Source organism: Amycolatopsis kentuckyensis (assembly GCF_041679295.1).
In the GTDB taxonomy this organism is placed as follows: Bacteria; Actinomycetota; Actinomycetes; order Mycobacteriales; family Pseudonocardiaceae; genus Amycolatopsis; species Amycolatopsis kentuckyensis_A.
This window is the reverse complement of record NZ_JBGDMD010000009.1, coordinates 242561-260579: the sequence shown is the minus strand read 5'-3', so window position 1 is coordinate 260579 and position 18019 is coordinate 242561. Positions and strand designations below refer to the sequence as shown.

The 18019-nt window shown below is 71.9% G+C and carries 13 protein-coding genes; 7 read left to right on the top strand and 6 right to left on the bottom strand.

Translation table 11 applies throughout. The annotated features are described in order from the left end of the window. Positions 1–91: 91 nt before the first annotated feature. On the top strand, positions 92–1021 hold the full coding sequence (locus ACERZO_RS35465) for an NADP-dependent oxidoreductase (RefSeq protein WP_372670234.1): 930 nt from the start codon (positions 92–94) through the stop codon (positions 1019–1021). On the opposite strand, the gene ACERZO_RS35460 is transcribed toward ACERZO_RS35465, so the two are convergent. Further along, on the bottom strand, positions 1018–1626 hold the full coding sequence (locus tag ACERZO_RS35460) for an LppU/SCO3897 family protein (protein ID WP_372670232.1): 609 nt from the start codon (positions 1624–1626) through the stop codon (positions 1018–1020). The two genes, ACERZO_RS35465 and ACERZO_RS35460, sit on opposite strands and share 4 nt — an antisense overlap. A gap of 73 nt (positions 1627–1699) precedes the next feature. On the opposite strand from ACERZO_RS35460, the gene ACERZO_RS35455 reads away from it, so the two are divergent. After that, the gene (locus ACERZO_RS35455) at positions 1700–3346 is read left to right on the top strand and encodes a DNA repair helicase XPB (protein ID WP_372670231.1); all 1647 of its coding nucleotides are present in this window, start codon (positions 1700–1702) and stop codon (positions 3344–3346) included. Positions 3347–3400: 54 nt separating this feature from the next. On the opposite strand, the gene ACERZO_RS35450 is transcribed toward ACERZO_RS35455, so the two are convergent. The 3 genes from ACERZO_RS35450 to ACERZO_RS35440 form a co-directional block, all read right to left on the bottom strand. Beyond that, a complete protein-coding gene (locus ACERZO_RS35450) occupies positions 3401–4780 on the bottom strand; it encodes a CHAP domain-containing protein (RefSeq protein ID WP_372670229.1) in 1380 nt (459 codons plus the stop codon). A 20-nt stretch (positions 4781–4800) separates the two neighbouring features. Next, positions 4801–6234, bottom strand: coding sequence for a glycoside hydrolase family 19 protein (locus ACERZO_RS35445; protein ID WP_372670227.1), 1434 nt, complete (start codon positions 6232–6234; stop codon positions 4801–4803). 105 nt (positions 6235–6339) lie between these two features. Beyond that, entirely contained in the window at positions 6340–9354 is a 3015-nt protein-coding gene (locus ACERZO_RS35440; protein ID WP_372670225.1) for an AfsR/SARP family transcriptional regulator, read from the bottom strand. 289 nt (positions 9355–9643) lie between these two features. Between ACERZO_RS35440 and ACERZO_RS35435 the strand changes: the two genes are divergently transcribed. Both ACERZO_RS35435 and ACERZO_RS35430 read left to right on the top strand, forming a co-directional pair. Further along, positions 9644–10405, top strand: coding sequence for a DUF4253 domain-containing protein (locus tag ACERZO_RS35435; RefSeq protein WP_372670223.1), 762 nt, complete (start codon positions 9644–9646; stop codon positions 10403–10405). Between the two features lie 155 nt (positions 10406–10560). After that, complete coding sequence (locus ACERZO_RS35430) at positions 10561–11406, top strand: DUF72 domain-containing protein (RefSeq protein ID WP_372670221.1); 846 nt, start codon at positions 10561–10563, stop codon at positions 11404–11406. Positions 11407–11503: 97 nt separating this feature from the next. On the opposite strand, the gene ACERZO_RS35425 is transcribed toward ACERZO_RS35430, so the two are convergent. Next, the gene (locus ACERZO_RS35425; RefSeq protein ID WP_372670218.1) at positions 11504–14293 is read right to left on the bottom strand and encodes an AfsR/SARP family transcriptional regulator; all 2790 of its coding nucleotides are present in this window, start codon (positions 14291–14293) and stop codon (positions 11504–11506) included. 72 nt (positions 14294–14365) lie between these two features. Here ACERZO_RS35425 and ACERZO_RS35420 point away from each other — a divergent pair, with 72 nt between their 5' ends. The 3 genes from ACERZO_RS35420 to ACERZO_RS35410 all read left to right on the top strand — a co-directional run bounded on the left by ACERZO_RS35420 (position 14366) and on the right by ACERZO_RS35410 (position 16128). Continuing rightward, positions 14366–15298 carry an o-succinylbenzoate synthase gene (locus ACERZO_RS35420; RefSeq protein ID WP_372670216.1) on the top strand — a complete coding sequence of 311 codons (933 nt, stop codon included), beginning with the start codon at positions 14366–14368 and terminating at the stop codon, positions 15296–15298. A 79-nt stretch (positions 15299–15377) separates the two neighbouring features. Next, positions 15378–15596 carry a PspC domain-containing protein gene (locus ACERZO_RS35415; protein WP_364452217.1) on the top strand — a complete coding sequence of 73 codons (219 nt, stop codon included), beginning with the start codon at positions 15378–15380 and terminating at the stop codon, positions 15594–15596. A gap of 208 nt (positions 15597–15804) precedes the next feature. Continuing rightward, entirely contained in the window at positions 15805–16128 is a 324-nt protein-coding gene (locus ACERZO_RS35410) for a hypothetical protein (RefSeq protein ID WP_372670214.1), read from the top strand. Positions 16129–16176: 48 nt separating this feature from the next. On the opposite strand, the gene groL is transcribed toward ACERZO_RS35410, so the two are convergent. After that, positions 16177–17805 (bottom strand): chaperonin GroEL, encoded by a 1629-nt coding sequence (gene groL, locus ACERZO_RS35405; protein WP_003085442.1) that lies wholly within the window; start codon positions 17803–17805, stop codon positions 16177–16179. Positions 17806–18019 lie beyond the last annotated feature (214 nt).

The following is an 18019-nucleotide window of genomic DNA, read 5'->3' as shown; positions in this document are numbered from 1 at the left end:
CTCGGTCAAAACGGATCACGCTCCGGTTGTTGTGTTAGAGTCGACGACAGAAACGGAGCATAGTCCGTTTCGGTGTGTCCGGAGGAGACTCATGCAGAAATCCAGGGTGGTCCGGCTCGAGGCGTTCGGCGGCCCCGAGGTGCTCGACGTCCAGGAGGTGCCCGTTCCGCAGCCGGGCCCGGGACAGGTCCGGGTGCGGGTCACCGCGGCCGGCCTGAACCCGATGGACTGGATCATGACCGCCGACGCGGACACCGCCGCCCGGTTCGGCCTGAGCCTGCCCGCGGGGTTCGGGACGGACTACGCGGGCGTGGTCGACCAGGTCGGTGCCGAGGTGACCGGCTTCGCGCCGGGCGACCGCGTGTTCGGCGGTGCGCTGTCCCGCGCGGTCGCCGGCTTCGTGGTGGTCGACGCGGCCGGGGAGACCGCCGCGAACGAGGTCCACCACACGCCCGACGGCGTCGACGACCGCACCGCCGCCACCCTCGCGATCGCCGGCCGCACGGCGTCCGCCGCCCTCGCCGTGGCCGCCCCCGGCCCGGACGACACGGTGCTGCTCGGTGGCGCGGCGGGCGGGGTCGGGGTGTTCGCGGTCCAGCTGGCCCGGACCGCCGGAGCGCGCGTGCTCGGGACGGGATCGCCGTCGTCGTTCGGCTTCCTGCGCGACCTCGGCGCCGAGCCGGTGGCCTACGGCGACGGCCTGGCCGACCGGGTCCGGGCCCTCGCACCCGGCGGCGTCACCGCGGCCATCGACCTGCACGGGACGGAGACGGTGCGCGTCGCACGGGAACTCGGCGTCCCGGACGGGCGCATCTGCACGATCGCCGCGCAGGTCGACGGTGTGCCGGCGGCCAACGGCGCGAACGCCGCCCCCGGCGCCCTGGCCGAGATCGCCCGCCTGGTCGCGGCGGGCCGGCTGCGGGTGCCGATCGCGGCGAGCTTCCCGATCGAACGGATCCGCCACGCGGCCGAGCTGCAGGCCGGCCGGCACGTGCACGGCAAGATCGTCATCGACCTCTAGATGTTCTCGCCCGGCGGGGCCAGGCACACCGTGCGCGACGGCGAGCCGGCGTAGGACAGCACCTTGTCGGCGCGCTCGCACTCGTCTTCGCGCCCGTACCCGGACAGGATCTGGGCGCGCTCCTGCACCGTCGGGTCGGAGCAGCTCACCTTGGCAACCGTCGTCTCGTCGTCCAGGCCGCGCAGGCAGTCGCCGGTCCGGACGTTGAGGGCCAGGCAGAGCGTCTCGCCGGAGCCGAGCCGGAACCGCACGTAGTCGCCGGCGGCGCACGTGCCGGTCGTGCGGCGGCTGGTCTCGACCTTGTACGTCGCGCGGTCGGAGCTGCAGCCGACGTTGTGGTAGGCGAGCCGGTCGCCGCTCTCCCGCGACAGGTACAGGCAGTCGCCGTCCGACGGGGTGCCGTAGCGGCCGATCCGGCTCAGGCCCCACGCGCTCAGCGAGCCCAGCGCCAGCGCCAGGACGACGCACACGATGAGCGTGGTCCGCACCTTCGGGGTGAACCAGTGCGGGATGGGCCGCTGCCCCGGTACCGGCGGCATCGGGGGCGGCGCCGCGGCGTAGCTCGGCGTCCGGAACGGGTTGTCGTCGGACGGTGGTGTGGTCAAGTGCCCTCCCGTGATCCCCTCGGCACCTCGTCCCACCGGCGGCGCCGCGAGCGAGGCACGTATAACAGTAGTTGTGACTGATGGCCCGCTGATCGTCCAGTCCGACAAGACCGTGCTCCTGGAGGTCGACCACCCCCAGGCCGATGACGCGCGGATCGCGATCGCGCCGTTCGCCGAGCTCGAACGCGCGCCCGAGCACGTCCACACCTACCGGATCACGCCGCTGGCCTTGTGGAACGCGCGCGCCGCGGGCCACGACGCCGAGCAGGTCGTCGACGCCCTGACGACGTACTCGCGCTTCCCGGTGCCGCAGCCGTTGCTGATCGACGTCGTCGACGTGATGGGCCGGTTCGGACGGCTGCAGATCGCCAACCACCCGGCGCACGGCCTCGTGATGTCGACCACCGACCGGGCGGTGCTGACCGAGGTCGTCCGGAACAAGAAGATCAGCCCGATGCTCGGCGCCCGGATCGACGAGGACACGGTCATCGTGCACCCGTCCGAGCGCGGGCGGCTGAAGCAGGCGCTGCTGAAGGTCGGCTGGCCGGCCGAGGACCTCGCCGGGTACGTCGACGGCGAAGCGCACCCGATCGCCCTCGACGAGAGCGACTGGCAGCTGCGCGACTACCAGCGCCAGGCCGCGGAGGCGTTCTGGGCGGGCGGCTCCGGCGTCGTCGTGCTGCCCTGCGGGGCGGGCAAGACGATGGTCGGCGCGGCGGCGATGGCCAAGGCCGAGGCGACGACGCTGATCCTCGTGACGAACACGGTCGCCGGCCGGCAGTGGAAGCGCGAGCTGATCGCGCGGACGTCGCTGACCGAGGAGGAGATCGGCGAGTACTCCGGCGAGAAGAAGGAGATCCGCCCGGTCACCATCGCGACCTACCAGGTCATCACCCGCAAGACCAAGGGCGAGTACCGGCACCTGGAGCTGTTCGACTCGCGCGACTGGGGCCTGGTCGTCTACGACGAGGTCCACCTGCTGCCGGCACCGGTGTTCCGGATGACGGCGGACCTGCAGTCCCGGCGCCGCCTCGGCCTGACCGCGACGCTGGTGCGCGAGGACGGCCGCGAGGGCGACGTCTTCTCGCTGATCGGGCCGAAGCGCTACGACGTGCCGTGGCGCGACATCGAGGCGCAGGGCTGGATCGCCCCGGCGAAGTGCACCGAGGTCCGCGTGACGCTGACCGACGCGGAACGCCTGGAGTACGCGACGGCCGAGGCCGACGAGCGCTACAAGCTCGCGGCGACGGCGTTGACGAAGACGCCGGTGATCAAGTCCATTGTGGAGAGTCATGCGGGCGAGCCGACGCTGGTGATCGGCGCGTACCTCGACCAGCTGGAGATGCTCGGCGACGAGCTCGACGCCCCGGTGATCCAGGGCGCGACCCGCAACAAGGAGCGCGAGGAGCTGTTCGACAAGTTCCGCCGCGGCGAGATCCGGACGCTGGTGGTCTCGAAGGTCGCCAATTTCTCGATCGACCTGCCCGAGGCGTCGGTGGCGATCCAGATCTCCGGGACGTTCGGCTCCCGCCAGGAGGAGGCCCAGCGGCTGGGAAGGCTGCTGCGCCCCAAGGGCGACGGCCGTCAGGCGCACTTCTATTCGATCGTCTCCCGCGACACGGTCGACACGGAGTACGCGGCGCACCGGCAGCGGTTCCTGGCGGAGCAGGGGTACGCGTACCACATCGTCGACGCGGACGACCTGCTCCGGCCGCTCTGACCCGCGAACGGCAGTGCGGGCCACGCCCCCTCGGCGTGGCCCGCACTCCCCGGCTCAGTAGTTCGTGAGCTGGAAGTCGCCCACGCCGCCGGTCTGCTCGACCCACGAGCCGTACGGACCGCCGTCCTTGACCGCCAGCGAACCGTCCCCGCGCAGCACGCCCACCCGGCCCGTCGGGGCGTCGACCTCGATCTTCGCCGCGCCCGGGAGCTGGTTGATCCAGCCCGCGTAGAGGTTGCCCTGCTTGACCGACGCGAGGCCGTCCGTGAACACCACCCCGAGGTAGTCCACGGACAGGTCGACCTGCTTGACCCCCGACGTCTGCTCGACCCAGGCGCCGTAGAGGCCGCCTTCCTTGACCGTCAGCGAACCGTCGGCGCGCACCACCGCGAGCCGGCCCGTGCTCGCGTCCACCTCGACGTCGGCGCCGCCGCTCAGCTCGGGGACCCAGCCCGCGTACAGGTTGCCCTGCTTGGCGAACACCGCGCCGTTGTTGTCCACGACCGCGATGTAGTCGCCCGACAGCTCGACTTCCTTGGCGTTGTTGGTCTCCTCGACCCAGCCGCCCTGCAGGCCGCCCTCCTTGACCGCGACCGTGCCGTCGGTGCGCAGGACGGCGATGCGGCCCGCCGCCGACTCGAGCGCGAAGTCCTTGACGCCGCTCGCCTGGTGGACCCACTGCTGGTACAGGTTGCCCTGCTTGACGAACAGGTCGCCCGCGCTCGTGAGCACGCCGACCATGTCACCGTGCACTTCGGACTTGACGGCGCCGCCGCCGTACACGTTCGTCCAGCCCTCGAAGAGGTTTCCTTCCTTCACCTGCACCGAGCTGTCCCCGAACCGCACGCCCAGGCGCGGGGTGACCGGCTTCCCGGGCTCGGACAGCCCGACCGGGCTGACGAACGCGGAGATCTGCTGGCCGGCTAGGTACTGGCCGACCCGGCCGGGCCCGGTCCCGAACTCGACGCTGGTGGTGCCGGGACCGCCGTTGCCCCAGTTGCCGTTGATCGTGCGGATGCTGCCGTCGGCGTTCACCGTGTCGACCATCGCGACGTGGTCGGCGTAGCCGTTGCCCTGGTAGTTGAAGACGACGGCGTCACCCACCTGCGGGACGTAGCCGGGATCGGTGTGCAGCGTGCCCTTTTGCTGGCCGTACAGGTAGAAGCTGCCCGCCGCGGCCGTCAGCCGGTCGACGTCGATGTTCCGGTTGCCCCACACCCATCTGACGAAGTCGGCGCACCACGCCCACTGCATCCGGCAGCTGTCCATGAACCCGGTGCCGCCGAGGCTGTTCGTGCTGCAGGTCTGCTTGTGCAGGTTCGCGGCGGCGAGGTCGCGGACGTCGGTGCGCGTGTCGGCATGGGCCGGCACCGCGCCCAGCAGGGCGAGGACGGCGGCGGCGAGGACGGTCGTGGTGGCGCGTTTGAGCGACATGGCGTTCTCCTGAAGGAAAGTCAGCGGGTGCAGTTGACGGCGCCGTCGGCGACGGGCAGCGAGCCGCCGTTGAAGTAGGCGAGCGCCTTCTTGTAGTCCGCGCAGCGGTTGAGCGACTCGGTCGGGTCGAGGTCGTACGAGTAGCCGATCGCCCGGCCGACCGCGCCCATGTCGTAGTTGTCCGCGGCGGCGTTGATGTTGCGGGAACCCCAGTACCAGCGGGCGACCTTGGCGCTCCAGTCGAGCGTCGCGGCGTCGTCCGGGTGGTTCAGGAAGTCGTGGCCGAGCGCGTTACCCGCGGACCGGTAGTTGAAGTCGCCGGTCAGCTGGATGAACCCGCGGCCCCGGTACGGCTCGGTGTGGCCCGCTTCGCCCGCGTTGTAGCGGAAACCGCTCTCGTGCTTGAGCGTGGCGAGCAGCGCGGCCTTGCGGCTCGGCGTGGTGATGGCCCCGGCCACCATCTCGGCGTTGAGGCTCGGCAGCCCGGCCGCGACGGTGTCGGTGGCGTAGGTGGAGCCGTAGACGGCGGTGATGTCGGCCAGCGACACCTGGCCACCCGTCGAGGGCGTGCCGGCGGCGGCGAGGGCCAGCTGCTGGACGCCGCCGATCTGCTCGACCCACGTCCCGTAGAGGCCGCCGTCCTTGACGGTGACGCTCCCGTCGGTGCGCAGCACGCCGATGCGGTCACCGGCGATCTGCAGGTTCGCGGCGCCCGGGAGCTGGTTGACCCACCCCGCGTAGAGGTTGCCCTCCTTGACCGTCGCCAGCCCGTTGTCGAGCACGACGCCGATGCGGCTGCCGGAAAGCTTCAGCTGCTTGACGCCGCCGATCTCCTCGACCCAGTTCGACCAGAGATTGGACTCCTTGACCGCGACGGTCGCATCGGTGCGCAGGACCCCGATCCGGTCGGCGGAGAGCTCGAGGTCGGCGACCGACCCCAGCTGGTCCACCCAGGGCGCGTAGAGGTTGCCTTCCTTGACGGTCGCCAGGCCGTTCTCGAACACCACGCCGACCCGGTTCGGGGTCAGCTCCAGGTCCTTGACGCCGCTGGTCTGCTCGACCCAGGCCGCGTCCAGCGCGCCGTCCTTGACCGTGGCGGTGCCGTCGTTGCGCACGACGCCGATCCGGTTGCCGGCGAGCCGGAAGTCGCGGACGTCGCCCGCTTCCTCGGCCCAGTTCGTCCAGAGGTTGCCCTCCTTGACCAGCAGGCGCGAGTCCGCGGTCAGCACGCCGATCCGGTCGCCCGCGATCTCGAACTTCTTGACGCCGTCGATTTCGGGGACCCAGGAGTCGTAGAGGTTCCCCTCCTTCACGAGCAGCTTGCCGCCGGCCAGCACCCCGATGCGGTGCGCGCCCTGCGGCAGCTCCCCGGCCGACGCGGTGGCCTGCAGCCCGCCGATCGCGAGGCCCGCGACGAGCGCCGCCGCGGTCACCGTGATCCTGACCGAAGACATGGTTGATCCCTTCTTCACCGTGGGAAAGATCCGCCTCGTCCCGCTTCTCCTGCGGGACGGGAGCAGCCTCTCCCGGCGGGGTCAAAGAAACCTGAAAGCCGTTCTTCAGCTGCCGACCGGACGGACCGCGTTCGCGAGCCGGCGCGGCTCCCGTGCCTCACGGCTGCCGTGCAGCCGGAAGAGGCCCTCGGCCTCCGTCCACGCCGCTTCGGCGGCGACCGTCTCGCCGAGGGCGTCGAGCGTCGTGGCGAGGTCGCGCAGGGCGCGCGCCCGCCAGACCGGCAGCACGAGCGCGTCCCACCACTGGACCGACCGCTCGAGGTGGACGCGCGCTTCGCGGAACCGCCCGGCGGCGAGCTCCAGTTCGCCGAGGGTGCGCAGCATCAGGCCCTGGCCGAAGCCGTCCTGCATCTCGTGGCACGTGGCCAGGCACGCGAGCACGTCGTCGCGGACCTCGTCACCACGGCCCTGGCGGATGCGGACCTTGGCGAGCGCCTGCACGGCGTACGCGGACATCAGCGGGTCGTCGACGCCGCGCAGCAGGTCCACCGCCTCCTGGCTGTAGCGGGCCGCTTCGCCGAGCCGTCCGGCGGCGCGGTGCACGAGGCTCAGCGAACGCAGGGCGACCGCCCGGCCGGTGGCGTCCGCGTACCCCGCCGCCGCGGCTTCGGCGGCGACCAGGGCCTCGGCCAGCTCGCCCTGTTCGGTGAGGACGCGGCCGAGTCCGTGCAGCGCCTGGACGACCGCCTGTTCCTCGCCCAGCTCCCGCAGTTCGGGCAGGGCGAGGTCGAGGGAGTGCCGCGCCTGGGCGAACTGGCCGTACTCGCACTGCACGGTGCTGAGGTCGAGCAGGCTCATGGCCTGCCCGTGCCGGTCGCCGCCGAGCTCGTAGGCGGCCAGGGCCTGCTCGTGGTAGGCGATCGACTCGTCGAAGCGGTCCTGCTCGTAGCGCAGCCAGCCCAGGCCCGACAGCAGCCGCGCCTCCCCGGTGCGGTCACCGGTCCGGCGCGCGGCCGCGAGGGCCGCGTTGTGCGTGCGCCACCACTGGCCGAACAGGTTGCGCACGGCGAACACCGACGAGCACAGCGTCGCAGCGAGCCGGGTGGCGACGTCGGTGAGGTCCAGCCCGCTGACGCGCTCGACCACGCCGACGAGGCCGGTCTGCTCGGCGTCGAACCAGGCCTCGGGATCGGTCAGGATTTCGTCGATCCGGGCCGGGTCGAGGTACCGGACCAGCGAGCCCGTCTCGGCCGGGACGTGCGGCGCCCGCCGGCCCGCGAGCTCGACCAGTTCGAGCCAGCACTCGGCGGCCCGCGCGATCACCGCCCGGACGTCGGCCGCGGGCTCCTCCGCCTCCCCGCGTTCGCGGGCGAACGCGCGCGTCAGGTCGTGGATCTGGTAGCGCACGGCACCGCCGTCGTCCACTGTGGACACGTCGAGCAGCTGGGCGTCGACGAGCCGCTCGACGACCTCCTCCGCCTCGTGGCCGTCGCAGTCGAGCAGCGGCGCCGCGACCCAGGCGCCGAACGAAGAGACGTCGAGCAGGCCGAGCCGGCGCAACGCGGCGCGCTCCCGCTCGGCCAGGTCGTCGTAGCTGAGGGCGAGGCTGCCGCGCACTTCGAGGTCGCCGAGGGTGAGCTCCTGCAGGATCCGGTGCTGCCCGCGGAGGCGTTCGGTGAGCTTGCCGACCGGCCACCGCGGCCGCGCGGCGAGCCGGGCGCCGGCGATGCGCACGGCGAGCGGCAGGTTGCCGCACAGGCGCACCAGCTCGCGGGCGGCTTCGGGCTGCTCGGCCACGCGCGTGCCGCCGACCACCCGGGTCAGCAGCTCCAGCGCCTCCACGTCGTCCAGCACGGGCAGGTGCAGGTGGGTGGCGCCGCCGACCGCACCGAGGCGTTCGCGGCTGGTCACCAGCGCGGCGCAGGTGTGGCCGCCGGGCAGCAGCGGGCGGACCTGGCGTTCGTCGGAGGCGTCGTCGAGCACGACGAGGATGCGCCGGTCGGCGAGCATCGTGCGGTAGAGCTGGGCGCGTTCTTCCTGGCGCGCCGGGATGTCCTGGTCCGGCACGCCGAGCGCGCGCAGGAACCCGGCCAGCACTTCGGCCGGGTCGGCGCGGACGGCCTGCACGCCGCGCAGGGAGGCGTAGAGCTGGCCGTCGGGGAAGTGCTCGCGCACGCGGTGCGCGACGTGCGCCGCGACGGTGCTCTTGCCCGAGCCGGGCTTGCCGTAGACGGCGCACAGCCGCGATCCGGCGGCCGGTTCGGCCAGCGTCCGGGCCAGCTCGGCGACTTCGCGGGCGCGTCCGGTGAAGTCGGCGATGTCGAAGGGGAGCTGGCTCGGGACCCGCCGGTCCTCTCGCCGCGGCCGGCCGGCCGGTGTCTCGGGTTCGTCGTGCAGGACGCGCTCGTGGGCGGCCTGCAGCACCGGACCGGGTTCCAGCCCCAGCTCGTCGAGGAGCGTCGTGCGGCCGTCCTGGTAGCAGGCGAGCGCGTCGGCCCGGCGGCCGCTTTGGTGCAGCGCGAGCATGAGCTGCGCGCGCAGGCGCTCCCGGAGCGGGTGCGCGGCGACGGCCGAGGTCAGTTCCGGGACCAGGGACTCCCCTTCGCCGGTCTCGAGTTCGACGTCGACGCGGTCCTCCAGCGCGGCGACGCGCAGTTCCTCCAGCCGGGCGCGTTCGTTCTCCGCCCACCGGCCCTGCGTGCCGCCCAGCGCGGTCCCCCGCCACGCCCCGAGGGCGTCCCGGATGAGGGCGACCGCGCGACCGGGTTCGCCGGCGGCCCGCGCGCGGCGGCCGGCCGACAGGTCGCGGGTGAAGACGTGCAGGTCGACCTGGTCGAGGTCGACGGCCAGCCGGTAGCCGCCCCCGCTGCGCGCGAGCACGTCGGCGTCACCGCCCGCCGCCAGCGCCCGCCGGAGGGCCGAGACGTAGGTGTAGACGGCGGCGCGGGCCTGGTCCGGTGGTTCCTCGCCCCAGATCGCGTCGATGACCTGCTCGAGCGGGACGACGTGTCCCGCGTGCACGGCGAGCAGCGCGAGCAGGGTGCGCGGCTTGGGGCCGCCGAGGCCGATCGCCCGGCCGCCGGCCGCCACTTCGACCTGGCCCAGCACGTGGAACTCCATGCACCTCCTCCGGTACCCGTCGTCCTGCAGAGCCTGGCAATCGATCACCGGCTAGGCAAGATCCGCACCGGTGACCGGTCTGTCGGGTTCGTCTCGTCGGGTGCGGCCACCCCTTCGGCGCAGTGGCGTGTCTCAGCAACACCTTGTGTCACACGAGCATCAGCAACGCGCTGACCTGCGGATTCGTGGATTCACTCGAACGGATGAGCGGCCGGATCGCTGGAAATTGTCGGACCCTCGAACTACTGTTCGAGGGGCAGTAGCCGAACACAAGTTCGAGGGGACGTCCATGACGATCGCACCGCTCCGCCCCGGTACGCCCGCGCCGCCGGTCCAGACCCTGCCACCGGGGTCGTGGCACGGCCGGCTGTGGGTGTCCGACCTGCCGCTGACCCGGCCCGAGCGTTACCTGGGCTGCGTGGCCGAGTTCGACCGGTCCGGCCTGTGGCCGGTGCTGATCCCCCACGACCAGCGGTTCGCGGCGAACGGCGAGGACTGGATCGACGACCGGGGCCGGCTGGCCCCGGCGGGCCACCGGGTGGCGTCGGCCGACCCGGCGGGCGCGCTGGAGCGCTGGTGGGACGGCTCGTGCTGTGACGGAGCCTGTCTCCGCCCGTTCGGCGCGCGGTTTCCCGGGCTGGCCAAGAAGAGCGCGCGCAAGTCGGACCCGTTGGCGGAGGCGGGCAACACGGGTTCGATCCTGGCGAACCGGGCCCCGCACCGGCTCGGGCTGGTCCAGACCGAGCGCCCGGCGGACATCCCGGCGCTGCTGGGCTGGACGGGGATGATCAAGTGCACGGACCAGGTGGCCGAGCTGTCGGCGGTGCTGAGGAGCTGGGAGGACCGCTTCGGGGCGACATTGGTAGTGCTGGGGTTCGATGCGATCGAGCTGTCGGTGGCGGCGCCACCGCGGAACCAGGCGCGGGCGTTGACGGTGGCGGCCGAGCACCGCGCGTTCAGCTTGCCGACTTTCGCGGGACAGCCGGGGAATCTGCGGGAGTACGCGTCGGGATTGGTGCAGTCGCGGCTGTGGAGGTTCTCCTGGGCGTAGACCCAGGAGCAAGCGTCATGACCAGACACCACAAAGGTCCGCTCAGACGGCCGTCCGCAAAACTGGGTCATCCGTCCCAACCCGCGGCCCGCATGTCCCGCCACGGCCGCGTTTGGTCCCACCCCACTCCGGGAATCACCCACCGCGGAAAGGCGGTGAGAGCGATCGCCGAGATCCGGATCGGCACGTCAGGCTGGCGGTACCCGCCCTGGCGCGGAGTGTTCTACCCACCGGGGCTGGCACAGCGCCGAGAGCTCGAACACCTCTCGCGCCGGATGAACGCGGTGGAAATCAACGGCTCCTTCTACTCCCTGCAACGCCCGGAGCGCTACCGCGCCTGGTTCGACGAGACCCCGGAGGGCTTCCTCTTCGCGGTCAAAGGCGGCCGCTTCATCACGCACATGAAGCAGCTCCGAGACGTCGAAACGGCTTTGGCGAACTTCTACGCGTCCGGAGTTCTCGCGCTGGGCGCGAAACTCGGCCCGTTCCTCTGGCAGCTCCCGCCCAGGCTGACCTTCGACCCCGACCGCCTCGCGAACTTCTTCGCCCTCCTGCCCCGCACGACAACGGAAGCGGCCCAGCTCGCCACGAAGCACGACGACAAGCTCAAAGGCACCCCCTACCTCGAACCCGGACCGCGAAAACCCCTGAAGCACGCGCTGGAAGTCCGCCACCCGTCCTTCGCCGAACCCGCGGCGAAGGACCTCCTGAAAGAACACGGCATCGCCCTCGTGACCGCCGACACGGCAGGCAAGTGGCCGTTCCTGGAGGACCAGACCGCCGACTTCGCCTACGTCCGCCTGCACGGCGACGAGGAGCTGTACGTCAGCGGCTATTCCGACCAGGCCTTGCGCACCTGGGCCGGCAAGATCCGGGCCTGGCACGACGGCGGGAAGCGAGACGTCCACGTCTACTTCGACAACGACGTCAAGGTCGAGGCACCCCGCAACGCCGAGACCCTGGCCGACCTGCTCGGCGTGGCCCCGCCGACAAGACAGTGAGTGGACAGTGAGCGCGATCGGCTTGAGTGGGCACGCGGGCCGGACCGGCTTGCGTGCTGTCGCTGGGGGTCGGCACGCGGGCCGGTCCGCCCAGCCCTCAGCTCCCCGCGCCCACCAACGCCGCCAGCTTCGCGCGCACGTCGTCGGCGTCCGGGTGCCTCAGCTCGGTCAGCAACCGCACCGACCGGACCCAGCACTCCCGGGCCAGCGCCCGGTCGCCGTGGCGCAGGTGGATCGTGCCCAGCTGCGCCAGCACGTCCGCCGCCTCGTACTGCTCGCCCATCTCGAAGAACATCGAGACCGACTCGCGGATGCCCGCGATTCCCTCGTCGACACGGCCCAGCCCGACCAGCGCCAGCCCCCGCGTGTGCAGGGTGAACCGCGCGTCCACCGGCTCGCCGTCCGGCCCCAGCACGGCCAGCGCGGCATCCGCCAGCCGAAGCGCCTGGTCGTGGTCGCCCATCGACGTGCAGATGTCGCCGAGCGCCCGCAGCACGCTCGCTTCGAACGCGCCCAATCCCAGGTCGCGGACGATCTCCAGCGCCTGCATCCCGTGTTCGTACGCCCAGGCGTAGTCGTCGAGGTTGTGCGCCGCCATCGCCAGGTTGTACTGCGCCCGCGCCTCGCCCTCCCGCGCGCCGAGCTCGCGCTGGATCGCGAGCACCTGCTCCAGGTAGCGCCGCGACTCGTCGTATTCGCGCGCGACGCCGTTGACCACGCCGAGCCCGCTCAGGATGCCCGCCTCGCCCGGCCGGTGGCCGCTCGCCCGCGCGGCTTCGAGCGCCACCACGAACACCGAACGCCAGTCGTCGAGCCGCGAGCGCGTCACGAAGTAGCTCTGCAGCAGCCACGCGAGCTTCCAGCAGACGTCGTCCCGCCGGCGCCGCGCCAGGTGCACCGCGGCGATCAGGTTGCCCGCCTCTTCGCCGAACCAGTCCAAAGCGTCGTGGTACGCGGCGAAGGACAGGCCGCCGGCGAGGCCGTCCAGCTCCAGCAGCCGGTAGTAGCGCTCCGGCCGCATCCGGCGCGACGCGTTCAGCGCCGACGCCAGGAACCAGTCCAGCAGCCGGTCCAAGGCCGCTTCACGCTCGGCCGCCGTGTCGACCTGCGAAGCGACTTCGCCCGCGTACGCGCGGATCAGGTCGTGGAACTGGTAGCGCCCGGGCCGCGGCTGGGCGAGCAGGTGCGCGGCAGCCAGGGTCTCCAGCTTCGGCCGGGTCGCCACGACGTCCAGACCGGCGACCGCGGCCGCCGCCGGCGCGGTGAAGTCGACGCCGGTGGGCAGCCCGAGCAGCCGCAGCAGCCGGGCCGTCGACGGCTCCAGTGCTTGGTAGGAGTACGAAAAGACGGACCGGATGTTGGTGCCTTCGCCGTCGGCGAGGTCGAACGAGCCGAGCAGGTCGGCGTCGAGCGAGTCGACGAACTCGTCGAGCGCCAGGTCCGGGAACTGCGCCGCCCGCACCGCGAGGATCCGGATCGCCAGCGGCAGCCCGCCGCAGTAGCGCACGAACCGCTCGGTCGCGGCGGGATCGCGCGCGACGCGGTCGAGGCCGACCGTCGACGCGAGCAGCTCGACGGCGTCTTCCTCCCCCATTTCCGCCAGCGCGATCCGCCGCGCGCCGTGCGTCGCGACCAGCCCGCGCAGCTGCCAGCGGCTCGTGATGACGACCAGGCAGCCCGGACCCGGCAGCAGCGGGCGCACCTGCTCGGTGCGGTTGGCGTTGTCGAGCAGGACCAGCAGCCGCCGGCCCGCGCTGTGCGTCCGCCAGCTCGCCGCGCGGCCGTCGAGGTCGCCGGGGATCGCCTCGCACGGCACGCCGAGCGCGGTCAGCATCGCCTCCAGCGCCGCCGACGGCTCGACCGGCTCGCCGGGCCCGTAGCCGCGCAGGTTGAGGTAGACCTGCCCGCCGGGGAACCGGTCGGCGATCTCGTGCGCGAAGTGCACGGCCAGGGTGGTCTTCCCGATGCCGCCCATGCCCTCGACGGACGCGATCGGCGTCGACGTGTCGGCGTCGATCGCCTCCGGCAGCAGCGCGTGCAACGCCTTGAGGTCGCACTCGCGCCCGGAGAACGTCGGCAGGTCGGCGGGCAGCTGGTGCGGCACCTGCGGCTCGGCGCCCAGCCGGTAGCGCGCCGGGGTGGCGTGGCCGTCGTCGGTGCCGGTCAGGATCGCCTGGCGGGTGCGCTGCAGCGCGGGCCCGGGGTCGAGCCCGAGCTCCTCGGCCAGCACGTCGCTGATCCGGCGGTGGACGTCGAGCGCCTCGGCTTGGCGGCCCGACCGGTACAGCGCGACCATCAGCTGCTCGTGCAGCCGCTCCCGCAGCGGGTTTTCCCTGGTCAGGCGGGTCAGTTCGGGGACGACGGTGCCGTACTCGCCGACGTCGATCAGGGCGTCGGCCCACTGTTCGCGCACGCGCAGCCGTTCCTCGGCGAGCTGGCCGACCTCGTCCCGGTGCAGCGCGTCCGACTCGACGTTCAGCAGTGCCGGGCCGCGCCACTGCGCGAGCGCGTCGGCGAAGAGGGTCGCCGCCTGCCGGCTTTCGCCGCGGTCCACGGCGGCCTTGCCCCGGGTGGCGAGGGCGCGGAACCGGGAGAGGTCGAGGAGGTCGTCGTCGATCTCGATGAGGTAGCCGCCGCTCTCGGTGCGGATCGCGACCTGGTCGCCCAGCGCCCGGCGCAGGCGCAGCACGTACGTCTGGAGCGCGCCTTTCGAGCGGCGGCGGTCGTCGTTCCAGAGCCAGCGGCCGAGCTCGTCGACCGGCACGACCCGGTTCGCGCGCAGCAAAAGCCCGGCCAGCACGATCAACGGCCGGCTGCCCCCGAGCGGCACCGGGTGGCCGTCTGCCGTGACCTCGGCCGGACCCAGCACGCGGAAGTCGAGGACCACGGGAACATTCTTGCCGGAAACGCGCTGTTCGGCAGCCGTTCGCCGCAAGTCGGGATGGCATGATCGGCGGCGATGAAGGTTTACGCGATCCCCTTGCGCAACCGCTTCCGCGGCATCACCGTCCGGGAAGGCGTGCTGCTGCCCGGCCCGGCGGGCTGGGGCGAGTTCTGCCCGTTCGCCGACTACTCGGACGCCGAGAGCGTGCCGTGGCTGCACGCGGCACTGGAGGCGAGCGAGTCCGGCTGGCCGGCGCCGGTCCGCGACCGCGTCGAGGTGAACACGACGGTCCCGGTCGTCGGCGCGGAGAAGGCGTACGAGCTGGTCCGCGCGTCCGGCTGCCGCACGGCGAAGGTGAAGGTCGCGGACCCGAGGTCGTCCGTGGCCGACGACTGCGACCGGGTGGCGGCGGTCCGCGACGCGCTCGGCCCGTCCGGCGCGGTCCGCGTCGACGCGAACATGGCGTGGGACGTCGACACGGCGGTCCGCGCGATCACGGACCTCGACAAGGCGGCGGGCGGCCTGGAGTACGCGGAACAGCCGTGCCCGACGATCGAGGACCTGGCGGCGGTCCGCCGCCGGGTCTCGGTCCGCATCGCCGCCGACGAGTCGATCCGCCGCGCGGAGGACCCGCTGAAGGTGGCGGTGGCCGGAGCGGCGGACATCGCGGTCCTGAAGGTGTCCCCCCTCGGCGGCGTGCGCCGGGCGCTGGAGGTCGCGGAGGCGTGCGGGCTGCCGTGCGTGGTGTCGTCGGCGGTGGAGACGAGCGTCGGCTTGGCGGCTGGGCTGGCGTTGGCGGGCGCGTTGCCTTCGCTGGAGTTCGCGTGCGGCCTGGGCACGATTTCGTTGCTGGAGGGGGACGTCTGCGCGTCCCCACTGTCCCCTGTGGACGGATACCTGCCGGTACCCCTGGAGCCCCCGACCCCAACGGACGCGTACTCGGCGTCGCCCGAGGTGCAAGCGGCGTGGGAAGCCCGGCTCGAGCGAGTACGCGATCTGTCCGGGTAGATCCCCGAGGTCAAGTTCAGGGTCGGAGTCCGGGCCGTTCCCGATGTGGGCGCACCCCGCGAACAGACACCATTGAGCCATGACGAACAGCGTGTACACCCCGGAAACCACCAAGAAGCTCCGCCGCAGCAAGAGCGACAAGATGCTCACCGGTGTCTGCGGTGGCTGGGCCACCTACCTCGGCATCGACGCCAGCGTCCTGCGCATCGGCATGGTCGCCGCCGTCTTCCTTTCCGTCGGGATCGCCATCCCGGTCTACGTCGCCGCCGCGATCCTGACGCCCGAAGAGGACTCCTGACGCCGGGCGGGCGCCGGCTCGCAGGGGGAGCCGGTGCCCGCCGGACACCGGGGGTGCACCGAAATACGGGGGAAGCCGCTGTCGGGGGACGCGGCGAGGGAACGGCCCGGACGCCAAGGGGACGTCCGGGCCGTTCGGCGTACGCCCCTACTCCGACCAGCCCAAAAGCCCGCCGTGAACCCCGGACGAGGGGTTAGGGTTCGCGGTCGTGGATCAAGGCAGCAGAACGGCGGCGAAGATCGTCGTCGGGATTCTGGGTGGGCTCTACCTGATCGCCGGACTGGGGCTGACCGCCTTCTCCGCGTTCGTCGCGCTCGCCTTCAACGACACCGGCAGCACCAGCGTCACCAAAACCGTCCTCTACACCGCCGCCGGGCTGGCCATCTGGATCCTGCTCACCGGCATCGGTGCCATCGTCGTCGCGCTCGAAGCCGAAGAAGCGAGCACCGCCTGGCTCGGGGGACTCGGGGTGCTCGCGCTCGGCGTCGTCATCCTCGGCGCCTACGCCGTCTGGTTCTTCACGAAGCCATAAGAAAAGCCCGGCCCGCCGAAGCGGACCGGGCTTTCGAAGCAGCCGAACTCAGAAGTCCATGCCACCCATGCCACCGGACGGGTCGGCGGGAGCGGCCGAAGCCTTCTCCGGCTTGTCCGCCACGACGGCCTCGGTGGTCAGGAACAGCGCCGCGATGGACGCGGCGTTCTGCAGCGCGGACCGGGTGACCTTGGTGGGGTCCGGCACGCCGGCGGCGAGCAGGTCCTCGTAGACACCCGTGGCGGCGTTGAGGCCGTGACCCTGCGGCAGGCCCTTGACCTTCTCCACCACGACGCCGCCTTCGAGGCCGGCGTTGATCGCGATCTGCTTGAGCGGGGCCTCGACGGCCACCTTGACGATGTTGGCACCAGTGGCCTCGTCGCCCTCGAGCTTCAGGCCCGCGAAGGCAGCCTCGGCGGCCTGGATGAGAGCGACGCCACCACCGGCGACGATGCCCTCTTCGACGGCGGCCTTGGCGTTGCGCACCGCGTCCTCGATGCGGTGCTTGCGCTCCTTGAGCTCGACCTCGGTCGCGGCGCCGGCCTTGATGACGGCCACGCCGCCGGCCAGCTTCGCGAGCCGCTCCTGCAGCTTCTCGCGGTCGTAGTCCGAGTCCGAGTTGTCGATCTCGGCGCGGATCTGGTTGACGCGACCCTGGATCTGGTCGGCGTCGCCCGCACCCTCGACGATGGTCGTCTCGTCCTTGGTGATGACGGCCTTGCGAGCCTTGCCCAGCAGGGACAGGTCCGCGTTCTCCAGCTTGAGGCCGACGTCCTCGGAGATGACCTGGCCACCGGTCAGGATCGCGATGTCCTGCAGGATCGCCTTGCGGCGGTCACCGAAGCCCGGGGCCTTGACGGCGACGGACTTGAAGGTGCCGCGCATCTTGTTGACGATGAGGGTGGCCAGGGCCTCGCCCTCGACGTCCTCGGCGATGATCAGCAGCGGCTTGCCGGACTGGATGACCTTCTCCAGCAGCGGCAGGACGTCCTTGACGGTGGAGATCTTGGAACCGAAGAGGAGGATGTACGGGTCCTCGAGCTCGGCTTCCTGACGCTCCGGGTCGGTCACGAAGTAACCGGAGATGTAGCCCTTGTCGAAGCGCATGCCCTCGGTGAGCTCGAGCTCGAGGCCGAAGGTGTTGCTCTCCTCGACGGTGACGACGCCTTCCTTGCCGACCTTGTCCAGCGCCTCGGCGATCAGCTCGCCGATGGTGCGGTCAGCGGCCGAGATCGAGGCGGTAGCAGCGATCTGCTCCTTGGTCTCGATCTGGACGGCGGCCTTGTGCAGCTGCTCGGTGACGGCCTCGACGGCCGCCTCGATGCCACGCTTGAGGGAGATGGGGTCGGCGCCGGCGGCGACGTTGCGCAGCCCCTCGCGGACGAGGGCCTGGGCGAGCACGGTGGCGGTGGTGGTGCCGTCACCCGCGACGTCGTCGGTCTTCTTGGCGACCTCCTTGACGAGCTCGGCCCCGATCTTCTCCCACGGGTCCTCGAGCTCGATCTCCTTGGCGATGGAGACACCGTCGTTGGTGATGGTCGGCGCGCCCCACTTCTTTTCGAGCACGACGTTCCGGCCCCGCGGGCCGAGGGTCACCTTGACGGCTTCGGCGAGGGTGTTCAAGCCGCGCTCGAGACCGCGGCGGGCGTCCTCGTCGAACGCGATCAGTTTGGCCATTGCGGTGTGGTCCTCCGGTATTGGGCGCCACCGCCGCGCTGCGTCGTTGAGTGATCAACTGCTAAGCAGCGGCGGCAGCAGGACTCTTTCCTCGGCCAGGCTCGGTGCCCGCGACGGACGACTGGACCCGGGTGGGGGTCAGCCTCACCGTCCCGACCTTTGGCACTCGACGGCGTCGAGTGCCAACACCGTGTTTAGCACTCTCGGGTGGAGA